29 protein-coding genes and 1 pseudogene are annotated in these 24751 nt (G+C 65.3%); 8 read left to right on the top strand and 22 right to left on the bottom strand.

Annotated elements, in window-relative coordinates:
- The first annotated feature begins 196 nt into the window (after nt 1-196).
- Complete coding sequence (locus ACFWFP_RS14420; RefSeq protein WP_379295221.1) at nt 197-1732, top strand: hypothetical protein; 1536 nt, start codon at nt 197-199, stop codon at nt 1730-1732.
- 52 nt (nt 1733-1784) lie between these two features.
- On the opposite strand, the gene ACFWFP_RS14425 is transcribed toward ACFWFP_RS14420, so the two are convergent.
- Entirely contained in the window at nt 1785-1997 is a 213-nt protein-coding gene (locus tag ACFWFP_RS14425) for a hypothetical protein (protein ID WP_379295222.1), read from the bottom strand.
- A 147-nt stretch (nt 1998-2144) separates the two neighbouring features.
- Here ACFWFP_RS14425 and dtd point away from each other — a divergent pair, with 147 nt between their 5' ends.
- A complete protein-coding gene (dtd, locus tag ACFWFP_RS14430) occupies nt 2145-2588 on the top strand; it encodes a D-aminoacyl-tRNA deacylase (protein WP_379295223.1) in 444 nt (147 codons plus the stop codon).
- A gap of 224 nt (nt 2589-2812) precedes the next feature.
- Here dtd and map read toward each other — a convergent pair whose 3' ends face one another.
- The 10 genes from map to ACFWFP_RS14480 form a co-directional block, all read right to left on the bottom strand.
- On the bottom strand, nt 2813-3610 hold the full coding sequence (map, locus tag ACFWFP_RS14435; protein WP_379295224.1) for a type I methionyl aminopeptidase: 798 nt from the start codon (nt 3608-3610) through the stop codon (nt 2813-2815).
- A 26-nt stretch (nt 3611-3636) separates the two neighbouring features.
- Nucleotides 3637-4182 carry an adenylate kinase gene (locus ACFWFP_RS14440; protein ID WP_379295225.1) on the bottom strand — a complete coding sequence of 182 codons (546 nt, stop codon included), beginning with the start codon at nt 4180-4182 and terminating at the stop codon, nt 3637-3639.
- Entirely contained in the window at nt 4179-5501 is a 1323-nt protein-coding gene (gene secY, locus ACFWFP_RS14445; protein ID WP_101464423.1) for a preprotein translocase subunit SecY, read from the bottom strand. The genes ACFWFP_RS14440 and secY overlap by 4 nt, the downstream gene beginning before the upstream one ends.
- Nucleotides 5502-5665: 164 nt before the next feature.
- Entirely contained in the window at nt 5666-6109 is a 444-nt protein-coding gene (gene rplO / locus ACFWFP_RS14450) for a 50S ribosomal protein L15 (RefSeq protein WP_101464424.1), read from the bottom strand.
- Between the two features lie 2 nt (nt 6110-6111).
- Nucleotides 6112-6291, bottom strand: a complete 180-nt coding sequence (gene rpmD, locus ACFWFP_RS14455) for a 50S ribosomal protein L30 (RefSeq protein ID WP_056819257.1) — start codon at nt 6289-6291, stop codon at nt 6112-6114.
- Nucleotide 6292: 1 nt separating this feature from the next.
- Nucleotides 6293-6952, bottom strand: coding sequence for a 30S ribosomal protein S5 (rpsE, locus tag ACFWFP_RS14460; protein ID WP_378598341.1), 660 nt, complete (start codon nt 6950-6952; stop codon nt 6293-6295).
- Between the two features lie 31 nt (nt 6953-6983).
- Nucleotides 6984-7391, bottom strand: coding sequence for a 50S ribosomal protein L18 (gene rplR, locus ACFWFP_RS14465; protein WP_067448254.1), 408 nt, complete (start codon nt 7389-7391; stop codon nt 6984-6986).
- Nucleotides 7392-7393: 2 nt separating this feature from the next.
- Nucleotides 7394-7933: a 50S ribosomal protein L6 gene (rplF, locus tag ACFWFP_RS14470; protein WP_378632260.1), complete on the bottom strand. Its 540-nt coding sequence runs from the start codon at nt 7931-7933 to the stop codon at nt 7394-7396.
- Nucleotides 7934-7948: 15 nt separating this feature from the next.
- Nucleotides 7949-8347 carry a 30S ribosomal protein S8 gene (gene rpsH / locus ACFWFP_RS14475; RefSeq protein ID WP_056818383.1) on the bottom strand — a complete coding sequence of 133 codons (399 nt, stop codon included), beginning with the start codon at nt 8345-8347 and terminating at the stop codon, nt 7949-7951.
- A 267-nt stretch (nt 8348-8614) separates the two neighbouring features.
- Complete coding sequence (locus ACFWFP_RS14480; RefSeq protein WP_379295979.1) at nt 8615-9271, bottom strand: YoaK family protein; 657 nt, start codon at nt 9269-9271, stop codon at nt 8615-8617.
- Nucleotides 9272-9730: 459 nt separating this feature from the next.
- Between ACFWFP_RS14480 and ACFWFP_RS14485 the strand changes: the two genes are divergently transcribed.
- Complete coding sequence (locus tag ACFWFP_RS14485; RefSeq protein ID WP_379295226.1) at nt 9731-11290, top strand: alpha/beta hydrolase; 1560 nt, start codon at nt 9731-9733, stop codon at nt 11288-11290.
- Here ACFWFP_RS14485 and ACFWFP_RS14490 read toward each other — a convergent pair.
- Nucleotides 11283-11522, bottom strand: coding sequence for a hypothetical protein (locus ACFWFP_RS14490; RefSeq protein WP_379295227.1), 240 nt, complete (start codon nt 11520-11522; stop codon nt 11283-11285). The genes ACFWFP_RS14485 and ACFWFP_RS14490 overlap by 8 nt on opposite strands.
- A gap of 125 nt (nt 11523-11647) precedes the next feature.
- Here ACFWFP_RS14490 and ACFWFP_RS14495 point away from each other — a divergent pair, with 125 nt between their 5' ends.
- Nucleotides 11648-13480 carry a sensor histidine kinase gene (locus tag ACFWFP_RS14495; RefSeq protein ID WP_379295228.1) on the top strand — a complete coding sequence of 611 codons (1833 nt, stop codon included), beginning with the start codon at nt 11648-11650 and terminating at the stop codon, nt 13478-13480.
- Nucleotides 13481-13559: 79 nt separating this feature from the next.
- Nucleotides 13560-15128: a protein kinase gene (locus ACFWFP_RS14500; RefSeq protein ID WP_379295229.1), complete on the top strand. Its 1569-nt coding sequence runs from the start codon at nt 13560-13562 to the stop codon at nt 15126-15128.
- 88 nt (nt 15129-15216) lie between these two features.
- On the opposite strand, the gene ACFWFP_RS14505 is transcribed toward ACFWFP_RS14500, so the two are convergent.
- The 5 genes and pseudogenes from ACFWFP_RS14505 to ACFWFP_RS14525 all read right to left on the bottom strand — a co-directional run bounded on the left by ACFWFP_RS14505 (nt 15217) and on the right by ACFWFP_RS14525 (nt 17896).
- On the bottom strand, nt 15217-15402 hold the full coding sequence (locus ACFWFP_RS14505; RefSeq protein ID WP_056818387.1) for a type Z 30S ribosomal protein S14: 186 nt from the start codon (nt 15400-15402) through the stop codon (nt 15217-15219).
- 4 nt (nt 15403-15406) lie between these two features.
- A pseudogene (rplE, locus tag ACFWFP_RS14510) lies at nt 15407-15724 on the bottom strand (50S ribosomal protein L5); the annotation flags it as partial.
- 91 nt (nt 15725-15815) lie between these two features.
- Entirely contained in the window at nt 15816-16310 is a 495-nt protein-coding gene (locus ACFWFP_RS14515) for a hypothetical protein (protein WP_379295230.1), read from the bottom strand.
- 54 nt (nt 16311-16364) lie between these two features.
- Nucleotides 16365-17576 carry a WXG100 family type VII secretion target gene (locus ACFWFP_RS14520; protein WP_379295231.1) on the bottom strand — a complete coding sequence of 404 codons (1212 nt, stop codon included), beginning with the start codon at nt 17574-17576 and terminating at the stop codon, nt 16365-16367.
- Entirely contained in the window at nt 17573-17896 is a 324-nt protein-coding gene (locus ACFWFP_RS14525; RefSeq protein ID WP_379295232.1) for a hypothetical protein, read from the bottom strand. The genes ACFWFP_RS14520 and ACFWFP_RS14525 overlap by 4 nt, the downstream gene beginning before the upstream one ends.
- Nucleotides 17897-17965: 69 nt before the next feature.
- Between ACFWFP_RS14525 and ACFWFP_RS14530 the strand changes: the two genes are divergently transcribed.
- A complete protein-coding gene (locus tag ACFWFP_RS14530; RefSeq protein ID WP_379295233.1) occupies nt 17966-18400 on the top strand; it encodes a YbaB/EbfC family nucleoid-associated protein in 435 nt (144 codons plus the stop codon).
- 226 nt (nt 18401-18626) lie between these two features.
- On the opposite strand, the gene ACFWFP_RS14535 is transcribed toward ACFWFP_RS14530, so the two are convergent.
- From ACFWFP_RS14535 to ACFWFP_RS14555, 5 genes are all read right to left on the bottom strand, one after another.
- A complete protein-coding gene (locus ACFWFP_RS14535) occupies nt 18627-18812 on the bottom strand; it encodes a type Z 30S ribosomal protein S14 (RefSeq protein WP_056818387.1) in 186 nt (61 codons plus the stop codon).
- Between the two features lie 4 nt (nt 18813-18816).
- A complete protein-coding gene (gene rplE / locus ACFWFP_RS14540; protein ID WP_056818389.1) occupies nt 18817-19380 on the bottom strand; it encodes a 50S ribosomal protein L5 in 564 nt (187 codons plus the stop codon).
- A 1-nt stretch (nt 19381) separates the two neighbouring features.
- Complete coding sequence (gene rplX / locus ACFWFP_RS14545) at nt 19382-19699, bottom strand: 50S ribosomal protein L24 (protein WP_056818391.1); 318 nt, start codon at nt 19697-19699, stop codon at nt 19382-19384.
- 2 nt (nt 19700-19701) lie between these two features.
- Complete coding sequence (gene rplN, locus ACFWFP_RS14550; protein WP_056818394.1) at nt 19702-20070, bottom strand: 50S ribosomal protein L14; 369 nt, start codon at nt 20068-20070, stop codon at nt 19702-19704.
- A gap of 267 nt (nt 20071-20337) precedes the next feature.
- Nucleotides 20338-22209, bottom strand: coding sequence for an ABC transporter ATP-binding protein/permease (locus tag ACFWFP_RS14555; protein ID WP_379295234.1), 1872 nt, complete (start codon nt 22207-22209; stop codon nt 20338-20340).
- Between the two features lie 173 nt (nt 22210-22382).
- On the opposite strand from ACFWFP_RS14555, the gene ACFWFP_RS14560 reads away from it, so the two are divergent.
- Nucleotides 22383-23360 carry an ABC transporter substrate-binding protein gene (locus tag ACFWFP_RS14560; RefSeq protein ID WP_379295235.1) on the top strand — a complete coding sequence of 326 codons (978 nt, stop codon included), beginning with the start codon at nt 22383-22385 and terminating at the stop codon, nt 23358-23360.
- Nucleotides 23361-23399: 39 nt separating this feature from the next.
- A complete protein-coding gene (locus ACFWFP_RS14565; protein ID WP_379295236.1) occupies nt 23400-24749 on the top strand; it encodes a SagB family peptide dehydrogenase in 1350 nt (449 codons plus the stop codon).
- The last annotated feature ends 2 nt before the right edge of the window (nt 24750-24751 follow it).

Below are 24751 nucleotides of genomic sequence, written 5' to 3' on the forward strand. Positions count from 1 at the left end.
ACCGCCGACCCTCGCAGCCGACTCGATCGCATCGCATTCTAGTGAGCAATGCGAAATATGCACAGCAGCAAGGAAACACCGGCACCGATGCTGAATGAACAGCCGGTTCCGGCCAACGATCCGGCAGCCGACACCGATCTGTGACAGACTCGATCAAAGCGCTAGCGGCCGCCGGACGGCCATGAACGAACGAACGATGGGTGCCCAGCTTGACGTCGCGACGGAACTGCTCATGACCGATCTGAGCGGCCTCGAACGGCGCGTGGCAGCCAATCGCGCCAACACCCGCAGCCAGCACGCCGACGACTACCTGCGCTTGGCCGGATCGCTGACCGAGCTCGCGCAGGGTCTGCTCACGACCAGGGACGATCCGTCGGGCCGCGACCGCACGGCCGAGGCGCTGGAGCCCGCGCAGGAAGCGGTGGCGATCCGGCTGCACTGGCTGGTCGGGGGCTACGTCTCATACGAATACGCGGGCGCGTTGCAGGACGCGTTGCGGTTGTTCGAGCAGGCGACGCGGCTGGTCGGGCATCGGCAGCTCGCGACCAACACCATTCGCAGCGCCTGCTCGGCGTATCGGCAGGTCGCGCAGGACTACCCGGATGTCTCGGCCATGTGCGCCGACGGGTTGTCCAAGTGCGGCGTGTGGTTGATGCGGCTCGACCACGACGCGGCGGTGGCGGCCAGCGAGTCGGCGGTCCGGATTCGGGCCGCGATGTACGCGCGCGCTTCCGAGCAACCGGGCAAGTACCTGGCGAGTCTGAGCACCCTGCTGCGCACCCTGATGGTGGGGCGCTCGCGCAAGCAGGCCATCGCGACCTACCGCACGTTGTACTCCGAGGTGACCACCACCGCGAGCACGGCGAAACTGCGTGAAACCCGGGTCGAGGAACTCGATCTCACGGTCAAGACCACGCAGGCGCTGGTGAAACTGGGCGCACCGACCCTCGAACGCGCGGGACGGCTCACGCAGCAGCAGATCCTGTACCAGTCGGGTGGCGACCTGGCCACGATCGACGAGATCAACTGGCGACTGGCTCTGGTCGGCCTCAAGCCCCTTGCGGCAGGGGCGATGCCGGAGCCGCCGTCGCGGCCGGTGGAGATCTCGGCGACCTACGGCGCGATCGCCGTCCGGTGCTCGGCGCCGGACGCGCTCGATCAGGTACGCGCCGCGATCGTCGCCGCATACGCCCAGGACGGCGCGAACCCGGTCGACGCGGGCCGCTTCGCGGGGGTGCACGACAAGCACTGGGGCGTCAAAGAACCCAAGACCAACCTTGAGATCGAACTGGGCGCCGATGTGGTGCTCGTCGAAAAGTCCTCGGGCAGCTGGATTTCGGTGAAAAGCCTCAACTGGGAGATCGGCGCACTCGGTAAACACCCACTCGCCGTGGCCCTCTCGATGAAATGGCCGGTCCTCACCGTCGCCACCATCGAGAAGATCTCCTACGAACTGTGCCTGTACGACAACGGCGTCGCCACCCAGTACGCCGCCCTCGGCAGGCCCGCGGGTCAGGCACCCCTCGATGCCCCGTTGGCCCCCCTGGATTTCGCGACCCTGGCCGACTACGGCGCCGACTACGCCTCCGAAACCCAGGTCAGAGCCGCCTTCGGCAACGCCGAAATGTTCGCCAAGGTCACCGAGCTCCCCGGCGCGGGCATCCGCCAGTCCGCGGAGAAGGCCCCGCTCACCGACTACGGCCCGAATATCCTCTTCTTCGGCAAGGACTGAATCGGCACAGCGAAGCCGCTGTCTCCCCACCGGGAGGCAGCGGCTTCGTCGGTCAGGAGTCGCGTCTCGCGTCCCGCTTGATCCTGGCCGCGCTACCGAAACAGCCCGCCGCCGCGACCAGCAGACCCGTGGTGATCGCACCGGTGAGACCGCTCGGCTCCACGCCGAACACCGAGAACAAGACAATGAACAGGCCGACGCCCCCCAGTGCGGCAATACCCCCCATGAACAGATTCTTACGTTGCTGCACTTGATCTTCCGTCATAAATGTCAAACTATCCCACCGGCGCGAGAACGTAAATTTCTGCACCACAAGGAATTACAATTGTCATTCTGAATACTGCACACCGCTGGAATGAATAGGTCGCCCCCGGAATGTCGCACAGCGCGGTCACCCGGCATGATCGGAGCTGTGCGAGTACTGCTGCAACGTGTGACCAGCGCCCAGGTGAGCGTCGACGATCAGGTCGTGGGACGCATCGATCCGGCGGCGACCGGTGTCCCCCATGGCCTGCTCGCTCTCGTCGGCGCTACCCACACCGACACCGCGGCCAACGCGAAAGCCCTGGCCGACAAGGCATATCGCCTGCGCATCCTCGACGGTGAACGCTCCGCCGCCGACCTGGACGCCCCCATCCTGGTGGTCAGCCAGTTCACCCTCTACGCCAACACCGCCAAGGGCCGCCGCCCCTCCTGGAACGCCGCGGCGCCCGGCTCCCTCGCCGAACCCCTCGTCGACACCTTCGCCGACACACTGCGCGAACTGGGCGCCACCGTCGCCACCGGCGAATTCGGCGCCCACATGCGGATCGAACTCACCAACGACGGCCCGGTCACCGTTCTGCTCGAAGGCTGACTACTCGTCGCCCGGCCGGTACGGGATGCCGTCGGCCGCGGGCGCGACCGCCTTTCCGATTAATCCGGCGACCACGACCAGGGTGACGATGTAGGGCAGCATGCCGAGGAATTCGGTGGGGATCGGGTTGCCCGATCCCGTATAGCGCGCGTCCGGCCGCCGAGCAGGGCCGAGGCGGCTAGACAGATTAGAACGATTACTTCACCGAAAAAGTCGTCGGTGAACTACTCGGGGCGCAGCGTGAGGATGCGCGGCCCGTCCTCGGTGACAGCGACGCTGTGCTCCCAATGCGCCGCGCGGGTCCCGTCGGTGGTGACCACGGTCCAGTCGTCATCGAGAGTCTTGGTCTCGGTGGTACCGAGCGTGAGCATCGGCTCGATCGCCAGCACCGACCCGACCACCAGGCGCGGGCCCTTACCGGGCGCGCCTTCGTTGGGCAGGAACGGATCCATGTGCATCTCGCGCCCGATGGCGTGGCCACCGTAACCGTCGACGATGCCGTACTGGCGACCGTGCGCCTGCTCGGCCGCTCGCGTCCCCAGCTCGATGGCGTGCGAGACGTCGGTCAGCCGGTTGCCCGGCAGCATCGCCGCGATGCCGGTCTCCATCGAGAGCCTGGTCGCCTCGCTCAGCAACTGATCGGCCTCGATGATGGTGCCGATGCCGAAGGTCCATGCCGAGTCGCCGTGCCAGCCGTCGAGGATGGCGCCGCAGTCGATGGACACGAGATCGCCCTCGGCGAGAATGTCACTCGCCGAGGGGATCCCGTGGACCACACGATCATTGACCGAAGAACAGATCGAGCCGGGGAACCCGTGATAGCCCTTGAACGACGGGACAGCGCCCGCGTCGCGGATCGTGGCCTCGGCGACCTCGTCGAGCTCCAGCGTCGAGACGCCGGGCTTGGCCGCCGCGCGAACGGCGACCAGCGTCGCACCGACGATCGCGCCGGCTGCCTGCATGGCATCCAGCTCGCCCGCCGAGCGGAACGGCACGACCTTCTTCTTACGGTTGAAGACCATCCGGCCTCAGTACTCCGATCCGCTGATTACTGACCGAGCGCCGCGAGCGCCCGGGCGTTGACCTCATCGACCTCGCCGATGCCGTCGACGGTCACGACCAGACCGTCGTAGTGCTCGAGCAGCGGCTCGGTCTCCTCGCGGTAGACCCGCAGCCGGTTGCGGATGACGTCCTCGGTGTCGTCGGCACGCCCACGGGCGAGCATCCGCTCGACCACGGTGTCCTCGGCGACCACGAAGCACAGCACGGCGTCGAGCGTGGTGCCGTTGTGCTCGAGGATCTTCTTCAGCGCGTCGGCCTGATCGACCGTGCGCGGGTAACCGTCGAGCACGAAACCGTTCGCGGCGTCGGGTTCGCCGACGCGCGCCTCGACCATGCGGTTGGTGACGTCGCTGGGAACCAGGTCGCCCGCGTCCATGTACTTCTGTGCCTCGCGACCGAGGGCGGTCTGCTGGCTGATGTTCGCGCGGAAGAGGTCTCCGGTGGAGATGTGCGGAACGCCCAGCTTCTCCGACAGCAGGACGGCCTGAGTACCTTTGCCGGCACCCGGCGGACCGAGCAGAACAACTCTCACTTGAGGAACCCTTCGTAATTTCGATTCATCAGCTGGCTCTCGATCTGCTTGACCGTGTCGAGACCAACACTGACCATGATGAGCACCGCGGCACCGCCGAAGGCCATGTTCGCCGACTGGCCCGTGCTGCCCGCGCCGAGGAACAAGCTCGGGAGGACGGTGACCGCGCCGAGGTAGATCGAGCCGGGCAGGGTGATGCGGCTCAGAACATAATTCAGGTAGTCGGCAGTCGGCTTACCCGGACGATAGCCCGGAATGAAGCCACCGAACTTCTTCATCTCGTCGGCACGTTCCTCCGGGTTGAAGGTGATCGCGACGTAGAAGTAGGTGAAGAACACGATCAAGCCGAAGTAGATGGCGATGTAGACCGGATTGGTCGGGTCGACCAGATACTTCTGGATGATCTCCTGCCACCAACTCGGATCCGTCGTGGTGCTCGACGAGGTGAGCTGCGCAACCAGGTTGGGCAGATACAGCAGCGAGGACGCGAAGATCACCGGGATGACACCGGCCTGATTGACTTTCAACGGCAGATAGGTGGAGGAGCCGCCGTACATCTTGCGACCCACCACACGCTTGGCGTACTGCACCGGAATCCGGCGCTGTCCCTGCTCGACGAAGATCACGGCCACGATGATTGCCAGCACCGCGACACACACCAGACCGAAGACCAGGCCACCTCGGGTGTCGAGGATTGCCTTGCCGTCGAGCGGAATTCGCGCGGCGATACCGGCGAAGATGAGCAGCGACATGCCGTTGCCGACACCGCGCTCGGTGATCTGCTCGCCGAACCACATGACCAGCGACGCACCGGCGGTCATCACCAGCACGATGATGATCATGCCGAAAATGCTGGTGTCGGCGAGGATCGGCTCGTTGCAGCCCTGCAGTAGCTGACCGCGAGCGGCCAGCGCGACGAGACCGGTGGCCTGCAGAATCGCCAACGCGACCGACAGGTACCTCGTGTACTGCGTCATCTTGGTCTGGCCGGATTGGCCCTCCTTGCGCAGTTCCTCGAACCGCGGGATGACGACGGTCAGCAGCTGGATGATGATGCTCGCGGTGATGTACGGCATGATGCCGATCGCGAACACGGACAGCTGCAGGAGCGCGCCACCGGAGAAAAGGTTGATGAGCTGGTAGATACCGGCGGATTCACCGCCGGAGACCAGCTTCACGCATTCCTGGACGTTCTGGTAGTCGACACCGGGGGACGGCAGCGCGGCACCCAACCGGTACAGCGCGATCAACCCCAGCGTGAAGAGAATCTTCCGCCGTAAGTCCGGAGTCCGGAAGGCCGATACGAAGGCGGAAAGCACAAATCCTCCTGGCGAACGACATGGTCATGCCATGCGACTGAACCACTGGACAGCATGTGGAATCGTCAGCCGATGACGAGCTTGGCAGACAACACTTGGAACTCTAACAGTGACACCGGACGAGCTCGCGACTCGTCCGGTGTCAGCTGCTGACTACAGTACCGTCAGGCCAGTTCGGTGACAGTGCCACCGGCTGCGGTGATCTTCTCCTTGGCGGAGCCGGTCACCTTGTCGGCGGTCACCTGGATGGCGACGCCGATCTCGCCGTCGCCGAGAACCTTGACCAGCTCGTTCTTACGAACGGCGCCGGCCTCGACGAGCTCGGCCTTACCGATGACGCCGCCCTGCGGGAACAGCTCGGCGATGCGGCCAACGTTGACGACCTGGTACTCGACCCGGAAGCGGTTGGTGAAGCCGCGAAGCTTCGGCAGACGCATGTGCAGCGGCATCTGGCCACCCTCGAACGCCGCGGGGACGTTCTTGCGTGCCTTGGTGCCCTTGGTACCGCGACCGGCGGTCTTACCCTTGGAACCCTCACCGCGACCCACACGGGTCTTCTCGGTCTTGGAGCCAGGGGCGGGACGCAGGTGGTGCAATTTGATGGTCATGTCTAGACCTCCTCAACTGTTACGAGGTGGCGCACGACGTTGATCAGACCGCGGTTCTGAGCGTTGTCCTCACGAACCACCGACTGGCGGATCTTCCGCAGACCAAGCGTCCGCAGGCTGTCGCGCTGGTTCGACTTGGCACCGATCGTGCTCTTGATCTGAGTCACCTTGAGATCAGCCATGTCAGGCTCCCTGTCCTGCACGCGCACGCAGCATGCCCGCCGGAGCGACATCCTCGATCGGCAGACCGCGACGCGCGGCAACCTCTTCGGGACGCTGGAGCATCTTGAGCGCGGCAACCGTCGCGTGAACGACGTTGATCGCATTGTCGCTACCGAGCGACTTGGCCAGAATGTCGTGAATGCCCGCGCACTCGAGCACGGCGCGAGCCGCGCCGCCCGCGATCACACCGGTACCGGGCGAAGCCGGACGCAGCATGACCACACCGGCCGCCGCCTCACCCTGAACCGGGTGGGTGATGGTCGAGCCGATCATCGGGACGCGGAAGAAGCTCTTGCGAGCCTCCTCGACACCCTTCTGGATGGCCGCGGGAACTTCCTTGGCCTTGCCGTAGCCGACGCCGACCAGACCGTTGCCGTCACCGACGATCACGAGGGCGGTGAAGCTGAAGCGACGACCACCCTTCACGACCTTGGAGACACGGTTGATCGCGACGACGCGCTCGAGCTGGTTCTTCTCGGCCGCGTTGTCACGACGGTCGCCGCCACCGCGACGATCGCCACCGCCACGACGGTTGCCCTCGGGGCCTCCGGCGTTGCTGTTGGTGTTGTTGTTCTGTCCGGCGGGTCCGTTGCCGCCGTCACGCCGCTGACGTCCCGGCATCAGACGTTCCTTCCGTTCGAAATAACAGTCATCAGAACTTCAGCCCACCTTCACGAGCGGCATCGGCCAGCGCCGCGATACGGCCGTGGTAGTCGTGACCACCACGGTCGAACACGACCGCCTCGATACCGGCAGCCTTGGCACGCTCGGCGATCAGCTGACCGACCTTCGCGCCCTTGGCGGACTTGTCGCCCTCGAGGGCGCGCACGTCGGCCTCGATCGAGGAAGCGGCGGCAATGGTCTTGCCCACCGAGTCGTCGATCAGCTGCGCGTGCAGGTGCCGCGAGGAGCGGTTGACCACCAGGCGCGGACGCTCGGTGGTGCCTTCGACCTTCTTACGAAGACGGAAGTGACGGCGGGTCTTCGACAGGCGACGCTTCGTGGAAGCGTCCTTGCCCAGCGGAATCCGCTTCGCCTTCTGGTTAGCAGTTTGCGCCATGATCACTTACCCGTCTTTCCGACCTTGCGGCGAACGACCTCGCCGGCGTAGCGGATGCCCTTGCCCTTGTACGGGTCGGGCTTACGCAGTCCGTGGATGACAGCGGAGATCTGACCGACCTTCTGCTTGTCGATTCCGGACACCGAGAACTTGGTGGGCGATTCCACCGCGAAGGTGATGCCTGCCGGGGCCTCGATCGGCACCGGGTGGCTGTAACCGAGGGCGAACTCGAGGTTCGAACCCTTGGCCTGAACGCGGTAACCGACGCCGAAGATTTCCATCTTCTTCTCGTAGCCCTTGGTGACACCCTCGATCATGTTGGCGATCAGGGTGCGGGAAAGGCCGTGCAGCGAACGGTTCGCGCGCTCGTCGTTGGGACGAGCAACCTCGAGCTCATTACCTTCACCCTTGGTGACGATGATGGGCTCGGCCACGGTGTGCGACAGGGTGCCCTTGGGCCCCTTGACCGTGACAACCTGGCCGTCGATGTTGACGTCGACGCCGGCCGGAATCTCGATGGGCTTCTTACCAATACGCGACATTAGTCCTGACCTCCCTTACCAGACGTAGGCGAGGACTTCGCCCCCGACGCCCTGCTTGGCCGCCTGACGGTCGGTGAGCAGACCGGTCGACGTGGAAATGATCGCCACGCCGAGGCCGCCGAGGACCTTGGGCAGGTTGGTGGACTTCGCGTACACACGCAGACCCGGCTTCGAGACGCGACGCAGGCCCTGCAGGCTGCGCTCACGGCTGGGGCCGTACTTCAGATCGACGACGATGGCCTTGCCAACGGTCGCGTCTTCGGTGCGGTAATCGGCGATGTAGCCCTCACGCTTGAGGATCTCGGCGATGTTCACCTTGATCTTCGAGTGGGGCGCCTTCACCTGATCGTGGTACGCCGAGTTGGCGTTGCGCAGACGCGTCAAGAAGTCTGCGATCGGATCAGTCATGGTCATGGTTAGACCTCGACACCTTTCTCGCTGCGGTTCCCATGCAACATCTCCCGCACTCTCGCGCGGTCGACCGTGGGCCTACAACAATTCGGCTGGTCCGGTCGGCACTTACCGACCGGATGAGTTCTCTTGCGAGCTCTCGGCGCCTGGCACGGTCCCACCCGCGCCGAAGCGCGCAGCGGACACAGATCTGCCCAGGCAACCGCTCTAGTGTAGGCAACGCCGTGGTCAGGACCAAACCCGGGGGGCGACCGACCGGGGCGATCTCCGTCACGCGGCGGTGTGGGCCGCCCTCCCACCCGTCTTGTAGGTGATCAGGATCGCCGCGGCCGAGACAACGGCGGCGACGATCAGCATCATCTCACCACCCACCACCGTGCTCATCAAGCCGCCGAGCAGGGCGCCGACGGCGAACGCCGCGTACTGCATGCCGTAGCCGAGCCAATCGCGCGCACTACCCCCGCTGACATGACTTTCGATGCCCTGGCTCAGTTTCACGACCGTTCCGGTGGCATAGCTGAGCGGAACGCTGGTCTCGCCGTTCTTGACGAACGCGGTGTTGAGCGCGCCCACCGCGAACGCGACGAACGCGATCGGGATGAACCCCACCTCCTGGCCGCCGGTGCGGTCGAGGGCGAAGTCGACCACCGCGGCCACGGCCAGCGCCACGGTGGTCACCACGGACGCACCGTAGTGACCGCGCCGCCACAGCCGCCGTCGCAGCAGCGAGGCGACGAACACCCCGAGGCCGAACGAGAAAAGCAGCGTGATCGCCCCGGTGGCCAGTATCTGGTCATTGTCGAACCAGCCGAGAACGGCGCGCTCGGTATTACCGGTCATGAATGTCACGAAATAGCCGGCGGAATGCGTATAAGCGGCCGCTCCGATAAATCCGGCCAAAATAGAAAGAAACGCGACCATCGGCATGGCGCCGGCGGGAATTCCCCGAAGAGACACCCGGTGGGCCACGTCACGTGGCTTGTTTTCTGTGGTCAGGGTCACGAACTCACATCCTCTGCATTCACTCGGCAAGGGATCGACACTGACGCCCATCTGCACGCCGCATTGTCATGCAACGACCCCGACAGTAGCCACGAAATAAATTATCGACCAGCCTGGAGATCACATTCTCGGGAAAGACACAGGAATATGAGGAGCCGGTAATGCCGCGGTAACCGTGAAAATCCGAAGACAATTCCGTGGACGACCGCTTCCACCGACGCACGAAGAAGGCGGCGACCTGCGACGATGCCGCCACGCGATGCCGTCCGGTCCGAGCCCATCGATCGAATTGTGTTCGATACCAACCACTTTGCGTTAGTAAGCGCTGCTCACGAATGTGGTAGCTTCGCGAGGTTCGTCGGATCCGCGCAGGAGGCTCGGCTGTTGTCTTCCCACTGTGCACGCCGCCGGAGCTCGGCTTATCTGCTCGCCGTACTGCTCGGGATCGGCGCGCTCGTCACGCCCGCGCGTGCTTGGGCCGACCCCTACGTCGACCAGCTCGCCGAGGGTGCCGCCACCCCGGCACTGGCATGGGAGTCCTGCGCGGACGGGTTCGAATGCGCGCTGGCCCAAGTGCCGATGGACTACAACAGCCCGCGGGCCACGCAGATCGACCTGGCTGTCATCAAGTTGCCGGCCTCCGATCCCGCACGCCGCATCGGCACCCTGTTCGTCAACTTCGGTGGACCCGGCCCCTCCGGCGTCGACCGCTTGCGCGAGCGGGCCCGCTGGCCGTGGCTGTTCTCCGACGAGCTGCGCGCCCGCTTCGACCTGGTCTCCTGGGATCCGCGCGCGGTCTCGCGCAGCGCGGGCACGCAATGTTTCCCGAGCGCCGACGAGCAGGCTGCCTACCTCGGTTCCTTCCCCGGCACACCGACCGATCCGGGCGACGAGCCCGCGTTCTTCGCCGCTTCGGCCGATATCGCGACCCGCTGCGCCCAGCACGCGGGGCCGATCCTGCGCCACGCCTCCACCGCCAACACCGCCCGCGACCTCGACCTGCTGCGCCGCGCGGTCGGCGACGAGGCTCTGACCTACCACGGCATCTCCTACGGCACCCAGGTCGGCGCGGTCTACGCCAACATGTTCCCCGGCCGGGTCCGCGCGATGGCGTTCGACGGTTCCCTCGACTTCGAGGGCAATGTGAACGGCCACGGCGCCGACGGCGTGAATCTGCCGCTCGACACCCGCCAGGGCGTCGCCGCCGGCATCGCCGAAACCTTCGACACCTTCCTGCGCGACTGCTCCGCCGCGGGTCCACACTGCGCGTTCGCCGCGGGCGACCCGAAACTCAAGTGGATCGCACTCGCCGAACGCGCCCGCCTCGCGCCCATCACGGTCGCGGGCACGCCGTGGACCTTCTCCCAGATCGTGAGCGCCGCGGGCAGCCTCTCCCGCCCCGACACCTACCCCGATCTGGCGATCCTGCTCCAGAACCTCTTCGACGCGGCAACCGTCCTGCCCGCCAGAGTCCCCGACGCCCTCTTCGCGGAGAACCACCCCGCCAACCGCGTCGAGGCCTTCTACACCATCCAGTGCTCCGACAGCACCGTCCCCACCGACCCCGCTGTCTACAGCCGGGTGGCCGCCGCCGAAGATCTCCAGTCGCGCTACTTCGGCCGGATCGCCGTCTTCAACGCCACCCCCTGCGCCTTCTGGCAGGCCGAGGACCGAGACCGCTACACCGGTCCATGGAACCGCGAAACCGCCGCCCCGATCCTCGTCCTCAACAGCCGATACGATCCCGCCACCCCACTGCGTGGCGCCAAAGCCGGTGCGGCCCAACTGAACCGGGCCCAGGTAGTCGTGATCGAAGGCGCGGGCCACAGCTCCATGTACGTCCAGAGCACCTGCGCCGAACACCTCAAACGCGACTACCTGTTCACCGGTCAACTACCGCCCGCCGGCGTCAGCTGCGGAATCGACCGCTCTCCGTTCAGCTGAGCAGGCAGAGCAGGTCGTAGAGCGGCGGCTTCTCCACACTTCCGGTGGCGAACAACAACTGCGCGATCGGCGAACAGATCAACTCCGTCTCCGACGACCCCGACCCACCCCCGGACCCGGAACCGGCGCTGGGGGCGGCGGATGCGACAGCAGGCGCCCCGAGGAGCGCGACGGAGAGAACAGCGACTGTGGCGAACTTCTTCATGCGCCAAGAGAACACATCAGCAGCCACGCCGGCAGTGAAACGCAAACATTTCATCCAACCTCGTGACAACTCACCACACGGATCGCGCGGGTGGTTGTGCACCGGTTTCCAGCAGAGGATCCTGAAATAGGTCGGTAGTTGGAGGCTGTTCGATGACACCTCGTACGATCGCGCTCATCGGTGGGGTGACGGCATGTGCCGCCGCGCTGAGCGTCGCTGTGGTGCTGTCGGTGGACTGGTCGGAGGCCGCGCTCTACGACCCGGCCCGGATCCTGCTGCTCGGACCACGCGAGGCGTTCTCGGCGGCGCAGCATTCGCCGGTGTTCGGGCGGGTCGAGCTCATGCTGTTCCTGCTGGCCGGGGCCTCGTTCGTCGCATCGGGACTGTTCACCTGGACGAACCGGCCGCACGACCTGGCCGGACCCCTTTTCGTGGTCGCCGGCTTGGTGTGGCTGGCCTGCGGTGTCCGCCGGTCGAGCGACCCGGTGTTGTTCACCGCGGGCGCGGTCCTGACGAATATCTATCTGCCGGTGATGATTCCGGTGCTGCTCGGCTTCCCGTCAGGACGCCTGAACCGCTCGTGGGAACGCTGGTGTGTGCGGGCGTGCTGGGCGCTGGCCGTGTTCGGAGTGTGGGCCGAGTGGATGTTCTTCGATCCGAGGCAGGTACCCGCGCCGCACCGGTCGACCTCGGTGAATCTGTTGCTCATCCGCCACGATCCGGTCCTGGCCGATCGAATCCAGCTCACCGTCGGCGCGCTCGCGTTCCTGATCGGCGTCGTGCTCATCACGGTCGTGATCGTGCGCTGGCGGTCGGGGACCGCGGCCTATCGCTCCGGGTTCGCACCGGTTCTGGTCTTCGCCACGATCGCCGGGCTGATCATCCTGTGGATCTTGTCGACCGCGGTCCTGTCCCCGGGTTCCCTGCACAGCTGGACGCTCGACCTGCGCTATATCCCGATTGTGCTGCTGCCCATGGCCATCGCGTACGGACAGGTGCGCTATCGCATGGCGCGCGCGGCGGTCGGCGACGCGATGGTCGAGATCGGGGCCACCCCGATCAACGCGGGCTTCGTGGAGGCACTGCGCCGGGCACTGCACGACCCCACGCTCGAGCTGTGGAGCTTCCATGCCGACCAGGGCGGCTACGTCGACTGCGACGGCACGCTCCGGAAACTACCGCCCGGCACCGATCACCGGAGGGCGACGATCCTCGAACTGGACGGCGCCGCGGCGGCCGCCCTTGTCTACGACAAACAGCTGCAAACCGAACCCGAGCTGCTGGCCGCCGTGCGCGGTGCGACCGAGCTCGCCCTCGGCCACGAGCGCCTGCGCAACGATCTGGCCGCTCAGCTCGCCGAGGTGCGCCGCTCCCGCGAACGCATCGTGGCGGCGGGCGATGCCGAGCGCCGCCGAGTCGAACGCGATCTGCACGACGGCGCACAGCAACGTCTGGTCGCCGCGGCGCTGCTGTTGCGCCGGGCCCAGCGCGCCGCGGACACCGAGACCCGTGGCGATCTGGTGACGCTGGGCGCCGCCGAACTGGACACCGCGCTCAGCGAGCTCCGCGAGCTGGCCCGCGGCGTGTTCCCACCGATCCTCGCCGAACGCGGTCTGACGGCCGCGCTCACCGCGCTCGCCGAACGCGCCCCGATCGCCGTACGGATCCACGGCGCGCTGACGCCGAGGCCACCGGCAGGCGTGGAGCTGGCCGCGTACTTCATCGCCGCCGAGGCCGTCACCAACGCGGCGAAGTATTCCGGCGGTACGCATGTCGATATCGAGGCAGGCATCGTCGACGAGGCCGTGCAGCTCGTGATCGCCGACGACGGCCGCGGCGGCGCCCATGTCAGTCCCGGCGGCGGACTCAGTGGCTTGGGTGATCGGGCCGCGGCACTCGGTGGCGACCTGCGGGTGGACAGCCCGCCCGGCGCCGGCACGGTCCTCACCGCCACCCTTCCACTGCGCACGCAGGACACGTCGTGACCGCCCCTCGGTCATCGTCGCCGGCGGCGCACACGCGGCGGGTGCTCGAGGAACACTCGCGGAGACCAGGAGGTGCCGCATGAGCGGGTTCGACCTGGAACCAGGAACAGTGTTCGCGGGCTACACCATCGAGCGAACGCTCGGCGCGGGCGGCATGGGCACCGTCTACGCCGCCCAGCACCCGACGCTGCCACGCACCGTGGCACTCAAGGTGCTTCATCCCTTCCTCACCGGTGACGAGTACGTCCGCACCCGGTTCGAATTCGAAGCCGATCACGGCGCTCGGCTCGACCACCCCGCCATCGTCGCGGTCTACGACCGTGGCCGCGAGGGCGATCGCCTGTGGATCGCGATGCAGCTGGTGCCGGGAACCGATGCGGCCCACCTGGTGCGCGAGGGGCCGGTGGCGCCGGAACGCGCCGTGCACATCATCGAACAGGTCGCGGCCGGTCTCGACTACGCGCATCGGGCGGGTGTGTACCACCGCGATGTCAACCCGGCGAACATCCTGCTGGCCGAAGCTACCCAGCCCGGCGAGGCCGAACGAGTACTGCTGACCGATTTCGGCATCGCGAAGGCGCTCGATGACAACGTGCACCTCACCGCCGCCGGAATGATGGTCGCCACGCTGCGTTACGCGGCACCCGAACAGCTCGAAGGGCGAACCCTCGACCATCGAGCCGACCAATATTCCCTGGGCTGCACCCTGTTCCACCTGCTCACCGGCTGTCCGCCCTATCCGGGGCCGAGCCCGGCGGCCATCATGAACGGCCATCTGAACGCACCGGTGCCGCTACCGAGCGCCCAGCTGCCGTCGCTGCCGAAGGCCTTCGACGCGGTGATCGCGCGGGCGATGGCCAAGGATCCGGCCGACCGGTATCCGAACTGCGGGGAATTCGCCGCGGACACGCGCGCGGTGCTCACCGCGGCGGTCGACGCCACCGCGGAACTTCCGACAGTCCCCGAACACGTCCCCCAGCACGATCGATCCCGCCTGCGCGTTGTGCTCGCCGACGACTCGGCGCTGCTCCGGCAGGGAATCGCCCGATTGCTCGAGGACGAGGGCATGGAAGTGACCGGGCAGGCGGGCGATGCCACGGCACTGTTGAGCCTGGTCCGCGCGCACCGCCCCGATGTCGCGGTCGTCGACATTCGGATGCCACCGACCTGCACCACCGAGGGCATCGATGCCGCCGTGGCCATCCGTCGCGACTTTCCCGAGACGGCGGTGCTGCTGCTGTCGCAGTACATCGAAACCGAGAGCGTTCTCGACCTGCTCTCGGGCGGCGCGCGCAGCCTCGGCTACCTGCTCAAAGACCGGGTTTCCGATATCGACGAATTCGTGACGGCCCTCCAGCGGGTCGCCGCGGGCGGTTCGGCGATCGATCCCGACCTGGTCTGCCGCTTGGTCTCGCGGCCACACCACGGCGCCCTCCCACTCGACGAGCTCTCCCCCCGCGAGCGAGAAGTCCTGCGGCTCATGGCCGAAGGCCGCTCCAACCGCGCGATCGGCGCCGCCCTCTTCCTCGGCGAACGCACCATCGAAACCCACGTCCGCAGCATCTTCGTCAAACTCGGCCTCCAGCCAGAACCCGACGACCACCGCCGCGTCCTCGCAGTACTGACCCACCTACGCGTCTACAACTGAACGCACGAAGGCACGGACTTCCGTCGGAAGTCCGTGCCTTCGTCGATATTTTGCCTAGGCGGCGGGTGCGCTCACGAGGAGCGCAAGCTCACCAGGAGCTCTTGTGCACGCCCGGGAGCTCACCGCGGTGCGCCATTTCGCGGACGCAGATACGGCACAGGCCGAACTTGCGGTAGACCGCGTGCGGGCGACCGCAACGCTGGCAGCGGGTGTAGGCGCGGACGGCGAACTTAGGCTTGGCCTCCGCCTTGATGCGCAGTGCTTTCTTAGCCATGTGCTCAGTTCTCCTTGAACGGGAAGCCGAGGTGCTTCAGCAGCGCGCGGCCTTCTTCGTTGTTGGTCGCGGTGGTGACCACGGTGATGTCCATACCGCGCGGGCGGTCGATGGAATCCACGTCGATCTCGTGGAACATCGACTGCTCGCTGAGGCCGAACGTGTAGTTGCCGTTGCCGTCGAACTGCTTCGGCGACAGGCCGCGGAAGTCGCGGATACGGGGCAGCGCGATGGACACGAGACGGTCCAGGAACTCCCACATACGGTCGCCACGAAGGGTGACCTTCGCGCCGATCGGCATGCCCTCACGCAGCTTGAACTGCGGCCGCGCCGAACCGGGGCAGACGGCCCGATTACACCGACGTCCGATGTCGAAGGCCGATGGAATAGCCGGCCCTTCAGGGAGTGCTCGCTCACGAGAATCCCTGTACCTCCAGGTACCAGATAGTCTGGTCGCCGCCGATGCCTTTAGTTACAGCCGACTTCGGACTCACGATCGAGTCCGGTGTGGCATAGGTCAGCCGCTTGACAATCGGTCCCCGTTCCCTGTCGTCGTAGGCAAGGACAACTTTGCCATCGTGCATGAAGACCTGTGTTGTAGATTCGGAGTGGGTATGCAACCCGTTCCACTTTGCTTCATCTGTTCCCAGGATTCGATTGAGTTTGTCACTCGTATTGGGGGAGCTGAAGCTGTACATACGATCCCACGGACCGATGTGGGCACCGGATGCTGCGACGATATCGCCCAGCCGGGCGCTTCTCCTTTCGTCCAAAAGTCGAGCGAAAGCCGTCGTCAATGCAGGGTTCTCGTCCTGAACGGTGATTTGTTCACCGTCCGATGCGGAACCACACCCGGCGGCCGGGGCGAAGGCTGCAGTCGCCACGAAGGCCAGCAGCAGGCCCCTCATCCGTTTCCTAGTACGCACCGATACTCCTATGCGGTTCGACACACGCGGTCCAGGTCATTTGGGAGACGGCTTGTTGTCCGGAATCAGGGAGCCTGGCAGTGACTGCTGCTGATCAATCAACTCGGTAGGTGGTTCGTACCCGAGAGTGGTTCCCTTCGGCCTGGCGAGGTTGCCGTTCTGATCGATCACGACCCCATCACCATGGTTCCACGATTCAATGATCTTGTTCTGCAATCCAACAGAACTGAGGCCCGGATTCTCAGTCGCAATTCTTCGGCCGAGTTCATTGTTGTACAGATCCATAGCCTCACGACTCATACGGTTATCTTCTCGGCCCTCATGCTTGGATGTGTACTCCTCGGTCCACTCCGCGCCGAACTCCTCGGTTAGCATTGCGTTCCAATATGCGTGCCGGAAAGCGTCGGCGTGGTTATCCTGGAAATTCCCGTCGTACTGGTCCTCCACCTTCTTGTCCGGAAACAGGCTCTCTGCGGTGTCGCTGGCGTCCTCACTGATCCGGTAGAACTTGTACTGGTCCATGAGGCTCAAATTGTTCAACATCTCCGCCTCGCTGACAGTCACGTCCTTCTGTGCGATGTCTGAGCCAGGATTGAACCGGTTTGCCCATTTGATAAAGTCTTCGCTAGGCCATTTTGTCATTTTCTGTTGATCAGGGTTGACCTGGTACGTGTAGAGAATCATCTCGAGGTCCGCACCAAGAGGAATGGGAACATCGGCAAAAACCTTGATTATCGCATCGCCAGCGGACGTCGCAGCATCGCCGGCCTCCCTCAGCGACTTCTTGATCGCGTCTTCGTGCTGACGCTGCCCTTGGTCAAGGGCAGCCTTCGCCACCTCCAGCGATTTCCCCTCCTCCGCAGCCAGCCACGAGACAACATCGTTGGAATAGCTGACTGTCCCGTCTTCCGCGACGGTGTATCGCTCATCCTCGGCAGCCTTGATGGCATTCACAGCCGACAACTTCGCGAAACCAAGGACCTGGACGATCTGGACGACGGCTGGCTGAGCATTGTCAAAGGCCGTTACCACCTTGGACAGCGAGGTCTTGGCTTCCTCACCCTTGACGCGCATAGCATCCCCGGCGTCACCACGCCAAAATCCAGGAGAGTCGGCGAGCTGCTGATTGATGGCGCTGTGTTCGGTCGTAACCGCCTCCGCGCCGCGGGCCCACTCATTACCTTGCTCAGTCAGCGAATCGAAGTTCCACTGACGAATCTCCGACTTCGTCGGAGGTAGCGAACTCATCTGGGCCCATCCATCGGACCGGCCTCGGCCAACTCGGCCTGCGCCTTCGATTGCTCTGCTTGTTGTGCGTTGTAAGCAGCGATGCTCGCGGTCGCGGCATCGTTGATCTCTTTGAGCTGCACGGCAACTCCTCGTACACTGAGCCTCGCGCGAACACCGGCCCTCATAAAAGCAGCACCCAGGCCGGAACCCGGCAGCGCGGGCTCGATCGCAGCAATGAAGCCCTCGGTCGACAAGGTGTTGAGGACCCCCTGGGAGCCATTGAACGCACCGATCATTCCTTCAAGTGCGGCTTGCTCTACATATAGATTGTCGGCCATCGCGATCCTCTCCCCCATCGGCGATTTTGCTACGCTAGCACGGTCATCCGACCACATGGGGAGTGTGCCTTGCCGTCGTATCCGAGCAACAGTGATATTGACCCGATCACCGATCGGATGAACGCCGTGCGTCGTGCGCTACTCACGGATCGATTCACCGAGTCACGATACGGCGTGGCGGTCGATGTCCGAGCGGATGGAACGCTTGAAGCGGTGCGCATCGATGAGAGCGTCACGCCGTACGGGGTCGAACTCGGCAAGCTCATCACGACCCTCGCACACGATGCCTTGGACAAGGCTCGAAGTAACGTGCGTGAACGCCTCGACGAACTGACGGCGGACCCACGCATATCCGCAGCGGTCGAGTCGATTGAAATCGCTTCCGAACAGCCCACACCGAGTCCGGTAAGGATGACTGCGCAGCAGTATGTTCCAGAAGATGAGCTCAGCGAGGAAGAGCTCATAGAACTCAACGAGCGCCGCAACCAGGGGTGGTTTCGCTAGATCGAATCCACCCGACCGGGGTTGTCTGGTCTGATCCAATCCTTCAACGCACCTACAACGCCCAACTCTCGGAGATGCGGGACTCAGTAGCCGCACCATCACCGCGAGACGTTCGTCGTGAGAAATGGGGCTTCTTAACGCGCGAAGGCACGGACTCTCGGTTGAGAGTCCGTGCCTTGCTTCGTTATTCGCCTAGGCGGCAGGTGCGCTCACGAGGAGCGCAAGCTCACCAGGAGCTCTTGTGCACGCCCGGGAGCTCACCGCGGTGCGCCATTTCGCGGACGCAGATACGGCACAGGCCGAACTTGCGGTAGACCGCGTGCGGGCGACCGCAACGCTGGCAGCGGGTGTAGGCGCGGACGGCGAACTTAGGCTTGGCCTCCGCCTTGATGCGCAGTGCTTTCTTAGCCATGTGCTCAGTTCTCCTTGAACGGGAAGCCGAGGTGCTTCAGCAGCGCGCGGCCTTCTTCGTTGTTGGTCGCGGTGGTGACCACGGTGATGTCCATACCGCGCGGGCGGTCGATGGAATCCACGTCGATCTCGTGGAACATCGACTGCTCGCTGAGGCCGAACGTGTAGTTGCCGTTGCCGTCGAACTGCTTCGGCGACAGGCCGCGGAAGTCGCGGATACGGGGCAGCGCGATGGACACGAGACGGTCCAGGAACTCCCACATACGGTCGCCACGAAGGGTGACCTTCGCGCCGATCGGCATGCCCTCACGCAGCTTGAACTGCGCGATCGACTTGGTGGCCTTACGGATTTCGGGCTTCTGGCCGGTGATCAGCTCGAGGTCCTTGACGGCACCGTTGATCAGCTTCGCGTCACGGGCGGCGTCGCCGACACCCATGTTCACGACGACCTTGACGACGCCGGGGATCTGCATCACGTTGGCGTATTCGAACTCGCCGTTCAGCGCGTCCTTGATCTCGGCGCGGTAGCGCGCCTTCAGCCGGGGCTGAGTCTGCTCAGAGGTGGTCATGTCAGATGTCCTTCCCGTTTTTACGGGAGATCCGGACGCGCTTGCCGGACTCTTCGTCGGTGCGGTAGCCGACGCGAGTCGGGTTACCGTCGGAGTCGACGACCATCACGTTGGAAACCTGGATGGGGGCTTCCTGGGTGACGATGCCACCCGAGGACGCGCCACGCTGGTTCGCGGAATCCGCGACGTGCTTCTTGATGCGGTTCACGCCTTCGACGAGAACCTTGCCGGTCGCCGGGAAAGCCTGAATGACCTTGCCCTTGGCGCCCTTGTCCTTGCCCGAGATGACGAGCACGGTGTCACCCTTGTGCACCTTCATAGTCAGAGCACCTCCGGGGCCAGCGAAACGATCTTCATGAAGCGCTTGTCACGCAGCTCGCGGCCGACCGGGCCGAAGATGCGGGTGCCACGAGGGTCGTTGTCCGGCTTGATCAGCACGGCAGCGTTCTCGTCGAACTTGATGTAGGAACCGTCCGGACGACGACGCTCCTTGGTCGTGCGAACGACGACAGCCTTGACGACGTCGCCCTTCTTCACGTTGGCGCCGGGGATGGCGTCCTTCACGGTGGCGACGATGATGTCACCGATACCGGCATAGCGACGCGACGAGCCACCGAGCACGCGGATGCAAAGGATTTCCTTCGCCCCGGTGTTGTCGGCGACGCGCAGTCGCGACTCCTGCTGAATCACTTCAGCACCTCCTGGACCTGGATGTATACGTACGCCGGATTGCCGACCCGACGCACATGGTCAGTCACCCTCCGGACGCGCGCCTGCCAGCGGAAATACCTTCCACTGGGGGTTCACTGCCGGATTGCGGGGGCACAGCTCCCGCAGGCAACCGTTCTAGTGTAGGTGAACCCGCTGGTCGACCCAAACCAGGGGTCGGAAGGGTAGTAGCTGGTCCAACGAGATCGGCCGGCTGCCCGAGTGGGAAGCCGGCCGATTTCTTACTTCTTACTTCTGGAGCGATACCGGTCCGAGTTGCCAGGCACCGTCACCGTCGAGGGTGAGCATTTGGGTGTGGTGCTGGTCGACGGTGCTGCGGTGGGCCACCGAGACGACGACGGTGTCCGGCACCTCGGTGCGCAGCAGGTTGTAGAGGGAGTACTCCAGACCCTCGTCGACGGCGGAGGTCGCCTCGTCGAGGAAGACCACCTTGGGGCGCGTCAACAGGATGCGCGCGAAGGCCAGGCGCTGCTGCTCGCCCGGGGACAGAATCTTCGCCCAGTCGGCGTCTTCGTCGAGGCGGTCGACGAGGTGGCCCAGGTGGACCTTGGTGAGAACCTCGCGAATCGCGTCGTCGGTGAAGTCGTTGGACTCGGCCGGGTACTCGACCGCGGTCCGCAGGTCGCCGAGCGGGAGATAAGGAAGCTGGGACAGGAACAACGTCGACGTGCCGGCCGGACGACCGATCTCGCCGTCGCTGTAGGGCCACATCTGCGCGAGCGCGCGCAGCAACGTGGTCTTCCCGCTACCGGAGGCACCCTTGATGACCAACGCGTCACTGGGGACGAGCCGCAGGGTGAGGTCGTCGATGAGCACTTCACCGTCGGGCTTGCGGACATCGACCTTGTCGAGGCGCACGGCATCGTCCAGATCGACGGCGGCGAGCTTGGGCAGGTTCCGGGATTCGCCGCTGGCGATCAGCAGGCCGTCGAGACGGATGAGGGAGGCTCGGTACTCGGCGAAGTCGTCGTAGGAATCACGGAAGAAGGACAGCGAGTCCTGGATTTCCCGGAATGCCGTCGCCGTCTGGTTCATCCCGCCCAGGGTTATCGCACCACTGAAGAAGCGTGGCGCCTGGATGAGATAGGGGAACAGGTAGGCGGACTGGGTGACGACGAAGTTCCAGCCGACGAACTTGAGCATCCGGTAGACATAGGCCCACTGGACCCGGATCACTTCGGCGAACCGGCTGAGCAAGCCTGCCCGTTCGACGTTCTCACCTCGATAGAACGCGACGCTTTCCGCCGCGTCACGCACCCGGACGAGCGCGTAGCGGAAGTCGGCGGTCGTACGCTCTCGCAGGAAGTTGATCCGGATCAGTGGGTGACCGATCCAGAAGGCGATCACGGTCGACACCAGGACATAGGCGAGCACGATGACCAGCGCTGCCCGCGGAATCGTGACGCCGAGGATGGTCATCGGACCCGACAGATCCCACAGGACCTTGGTGAACGACACGACAGAGACAATGGCCGTCACCGCGCCGAGCGCGAGCGTGCGGGATTGCTCGGTGAACGTGATGGTGTCGGCCTGGATTCGCTGATCAGGGTTGTCGATCGTGCTGTCGATGAACCGAGCGCGATAGAAGGCGCTGCCTGCCATCCAGTCCGTGGTGACACGATCGGTCAACCACACCCGCCAGCGAATATCGAAGGCCAGTTTGGCGTACAGATACACCAGCTCTTTGACCGTCCAGATGGTGATCAACAGGGTGAACAGCTTGGCCGAGTCCCAGAACCCGGATTTGGCTTCCGAGAGCGACGCGTCGTCGCCGGATTTCAACGCGGACGCGGCAAGCTGGAACGAGGCGAACATGTCGTTGCCCCAGTAGCTGAGCAGCACGCTCAATCGCACCGTCAGCAGGGCCATCAGCAGCAGGGCAGCGATGAACAGCCAGGTGCGCCACGCTCCCGCGCCACGGAAGTAGTCACCGCTGACGGACCAGAACTGGCGACCCCATTTCGTCAGCCTGAGCAACAGTGCGGCGACGACCACGAATGCCACCGCGGTGATGAGGAAGGCGATCCCGAGCCATTTCAGACTCTCGAACCACTCGACGCTCCAGTCTCTAGACGTCTCCACGCACGCATCCCATCCCATAACGGCCGAAATTCGGCGCAGTCTAACCCGCCGAACCCGTCTCCGCCGGGCTGCGGCTCAGCGCATCGATTGACCACCGCAAACCGACGTAGGTTAGCCTTGGCTGACTTATGCTGGAACAGGCCATTCAGGGCCGCTCGAGGAGCTCTCCTCGAGGTAGAAGGGACGCAACGATGACTGCTCGGACTTCACGCGGGTGGCGCCGCACGGCGGTAGCCGTGCTGGCGAGCACCCTCGCCTTCGGTGGTATCACGGCCTGTAGCTCGTCCGACGAATCCTCGACCGGTGGCGAAGCGGTGACCATCACCCACGCCCGCGGCGAGACCACCGTCCCCGGTACCCCGAAGAAGATCGTCGCCCTCGGCAACCAGTGGCTCGACAGCTCGCTGGCGCTCGGCGTGGTCCCCGTCGGCTACATCGACAACGTCTCCGCGGTGTCCAAGAGCACCCCGCCGTGGACGCCGGAGTCCCTGAAGACGGCCACCGCCCTCAACACCACCGGCAATATCGCCGAGCAGGTCGCGGCGCTCGAGCCGGACCTGATCCTGGCCGACCCGTTCATCGCCGACCAGAAGACCTACGACGATCTGTCCAAGGTCGCTCCGACCCTGCCCGCGCTGACCAAGGACGCTGTCACCCCGTGGCAGGACCAGGTCGCCGCGTTGGGCAAGGTGCTGCACAAGGAGTCCGACGCGAGCGCGGTGATCAAGAAGGTCGACGACAAGGTCGCCGCCATCGCGACCGCCAACCCCGGCCTGAAGGGCAAGACCTTCGCCAGCACCTGGCTCGCGAGCCCCTCGCAGCTGATGGTGCTCACCGACCCCAACGACGGCTCGGCCAAGGTGTTCACCGCCCTCGGCATGGGCATCCCGGCCAACCTCACCGCGCTGCCCGCCAACCAGGGCCGCCTGGCACTGTCGCCGGAGAAGGTCGACGAGCTCACCGCCGACCTGCTGCTGGCCGGCTACTCCCCCGGCCTCGACGAGAAGTACCGGCAGCTGCCGGGCTACGCCGATCTGCCGTCGGTGCGCAAGGGTTCGGTCGTGTTCCTGACCACACAGGAGATCAGCGCGATCAACCAGCCCAGCGCACTGTCGGTGCCGTACATGCTGGACAAGCTGGAGCCCGCGTTCGCCGCCGCCGCGAAATAGGCTCCGCCCCAGACCGGTTCTACCCCTGAGGATTTCACCGTGCTCGCCTCCGCTTACCCCGCCCAGACCCGCTTCGCCCTGCGTGCGGGCGTCACCTGCCTGACGACGCCCGCCGGTGCGGTGCTGCTCAATCCGCCGCGCAACGAGAAGCTGACCGGGCTGGGCGCGGGGGCGCTGCAAGCGCTGAAAACCTTGAACCAGGGCCCGGCGACCGCGGCGGAAATGGCGACCGCGGCGGCCGGCGACGACATCACCGCCCTGATGCGCAAGCTCACCGACGGCGGCTGGCTCTCGGTGACAGTCCGCGACGGCGGCCGTGACCTCTACAGCATCCGCCCCTTCGCCGACCCCGCCCCGCGCCCGACCGTGGCGCTGCCCACCTGGTCGGCGACCCTGTCGAAGTTCGCTGTCCTGCACCGTGACAACCAGGGCTTCGTCCTCGAACACCCCCGGGCGTGGTGCGACCTGCGCATCCACGACCCGCGTCTGCTCGCCCTGCTCGACGGCCCCCTCGCCGCCGATTCACCCGTGCCCGCCGCCGTGAAGACCCAGTTCATGGCCGACCTGCAGTGGTGCGGCTTCCTGGTCGACGGCGACGAGGAAGAGCGCGAGTTCACCACCCGCTCCTGGAACACCCCCGACCTGTGGTTCCACCGCCGCAGCACGCTCGGCGCCCGCACGGTGACCTGGGACGATTTCGGCCCCACCCGCTGGGCCGACGGCCAGTTCCCCGAATTGCCCTTGCGCCGTGCGTCATTCGATGGCGAGCCGGTCGCCCTGGCGTCGCCGGATCTGGTGTCGCTGCGCGTGTCGGATCCGAGCCTGGCCGCCACCATCGAAGACCGCGTCTCCACCCGCGCCTTCGACGACGCCGCCCCCATCACCTCGGTTCAGCTGGGCGAACTGCTGTTCCGCACCGCCCGCACCCGCGAAGACGGCTCCCGCCCCTACCCCTCCGGCGGCGGCGCCTACGAACTCGAGATCTACCCAGTGGTGCGCAATGTCGTGGGACTGGAAAACGGCATGTACCACTACGATTCGGCCGCCCACGCCCTGCGCCCCGTCGCGCCCGCCGACGCCCCCGCCGTCCAGAAGCTCCTCAAATCCACCTCGGCGACCCTGGCAGGCGGCGCGCAACCACAAGTCCTGCTGCTGGTTTCGGCCCGCGCGGGCCGGGTCATGTGGAGCTACGAACAGGTCGCCTACGCCAACATCCTCAAGCACGTCGGCGTCCTCATGCAGACCGTCTACCTCGCCGCGACCGCCATGCACCTCGGCGTCGTCGCCCAAGGCTTCAGCGACACCTCCGCCTTCGCCGCGGCCACCGGCCTCGACGAACTCGAAGAGTGCAACGTCGGCAGCATCATCATCGGCTCCCCCGCCCCCTGACC

This window comes from Nocardia sp. NPDC060249, from assembly GCF_042728755.1.
Lineage (GTDB): Bacteria > Actinomycetota > Actinomycetes > Mycobacteriales > Mycobacteriaceae > Nocardia.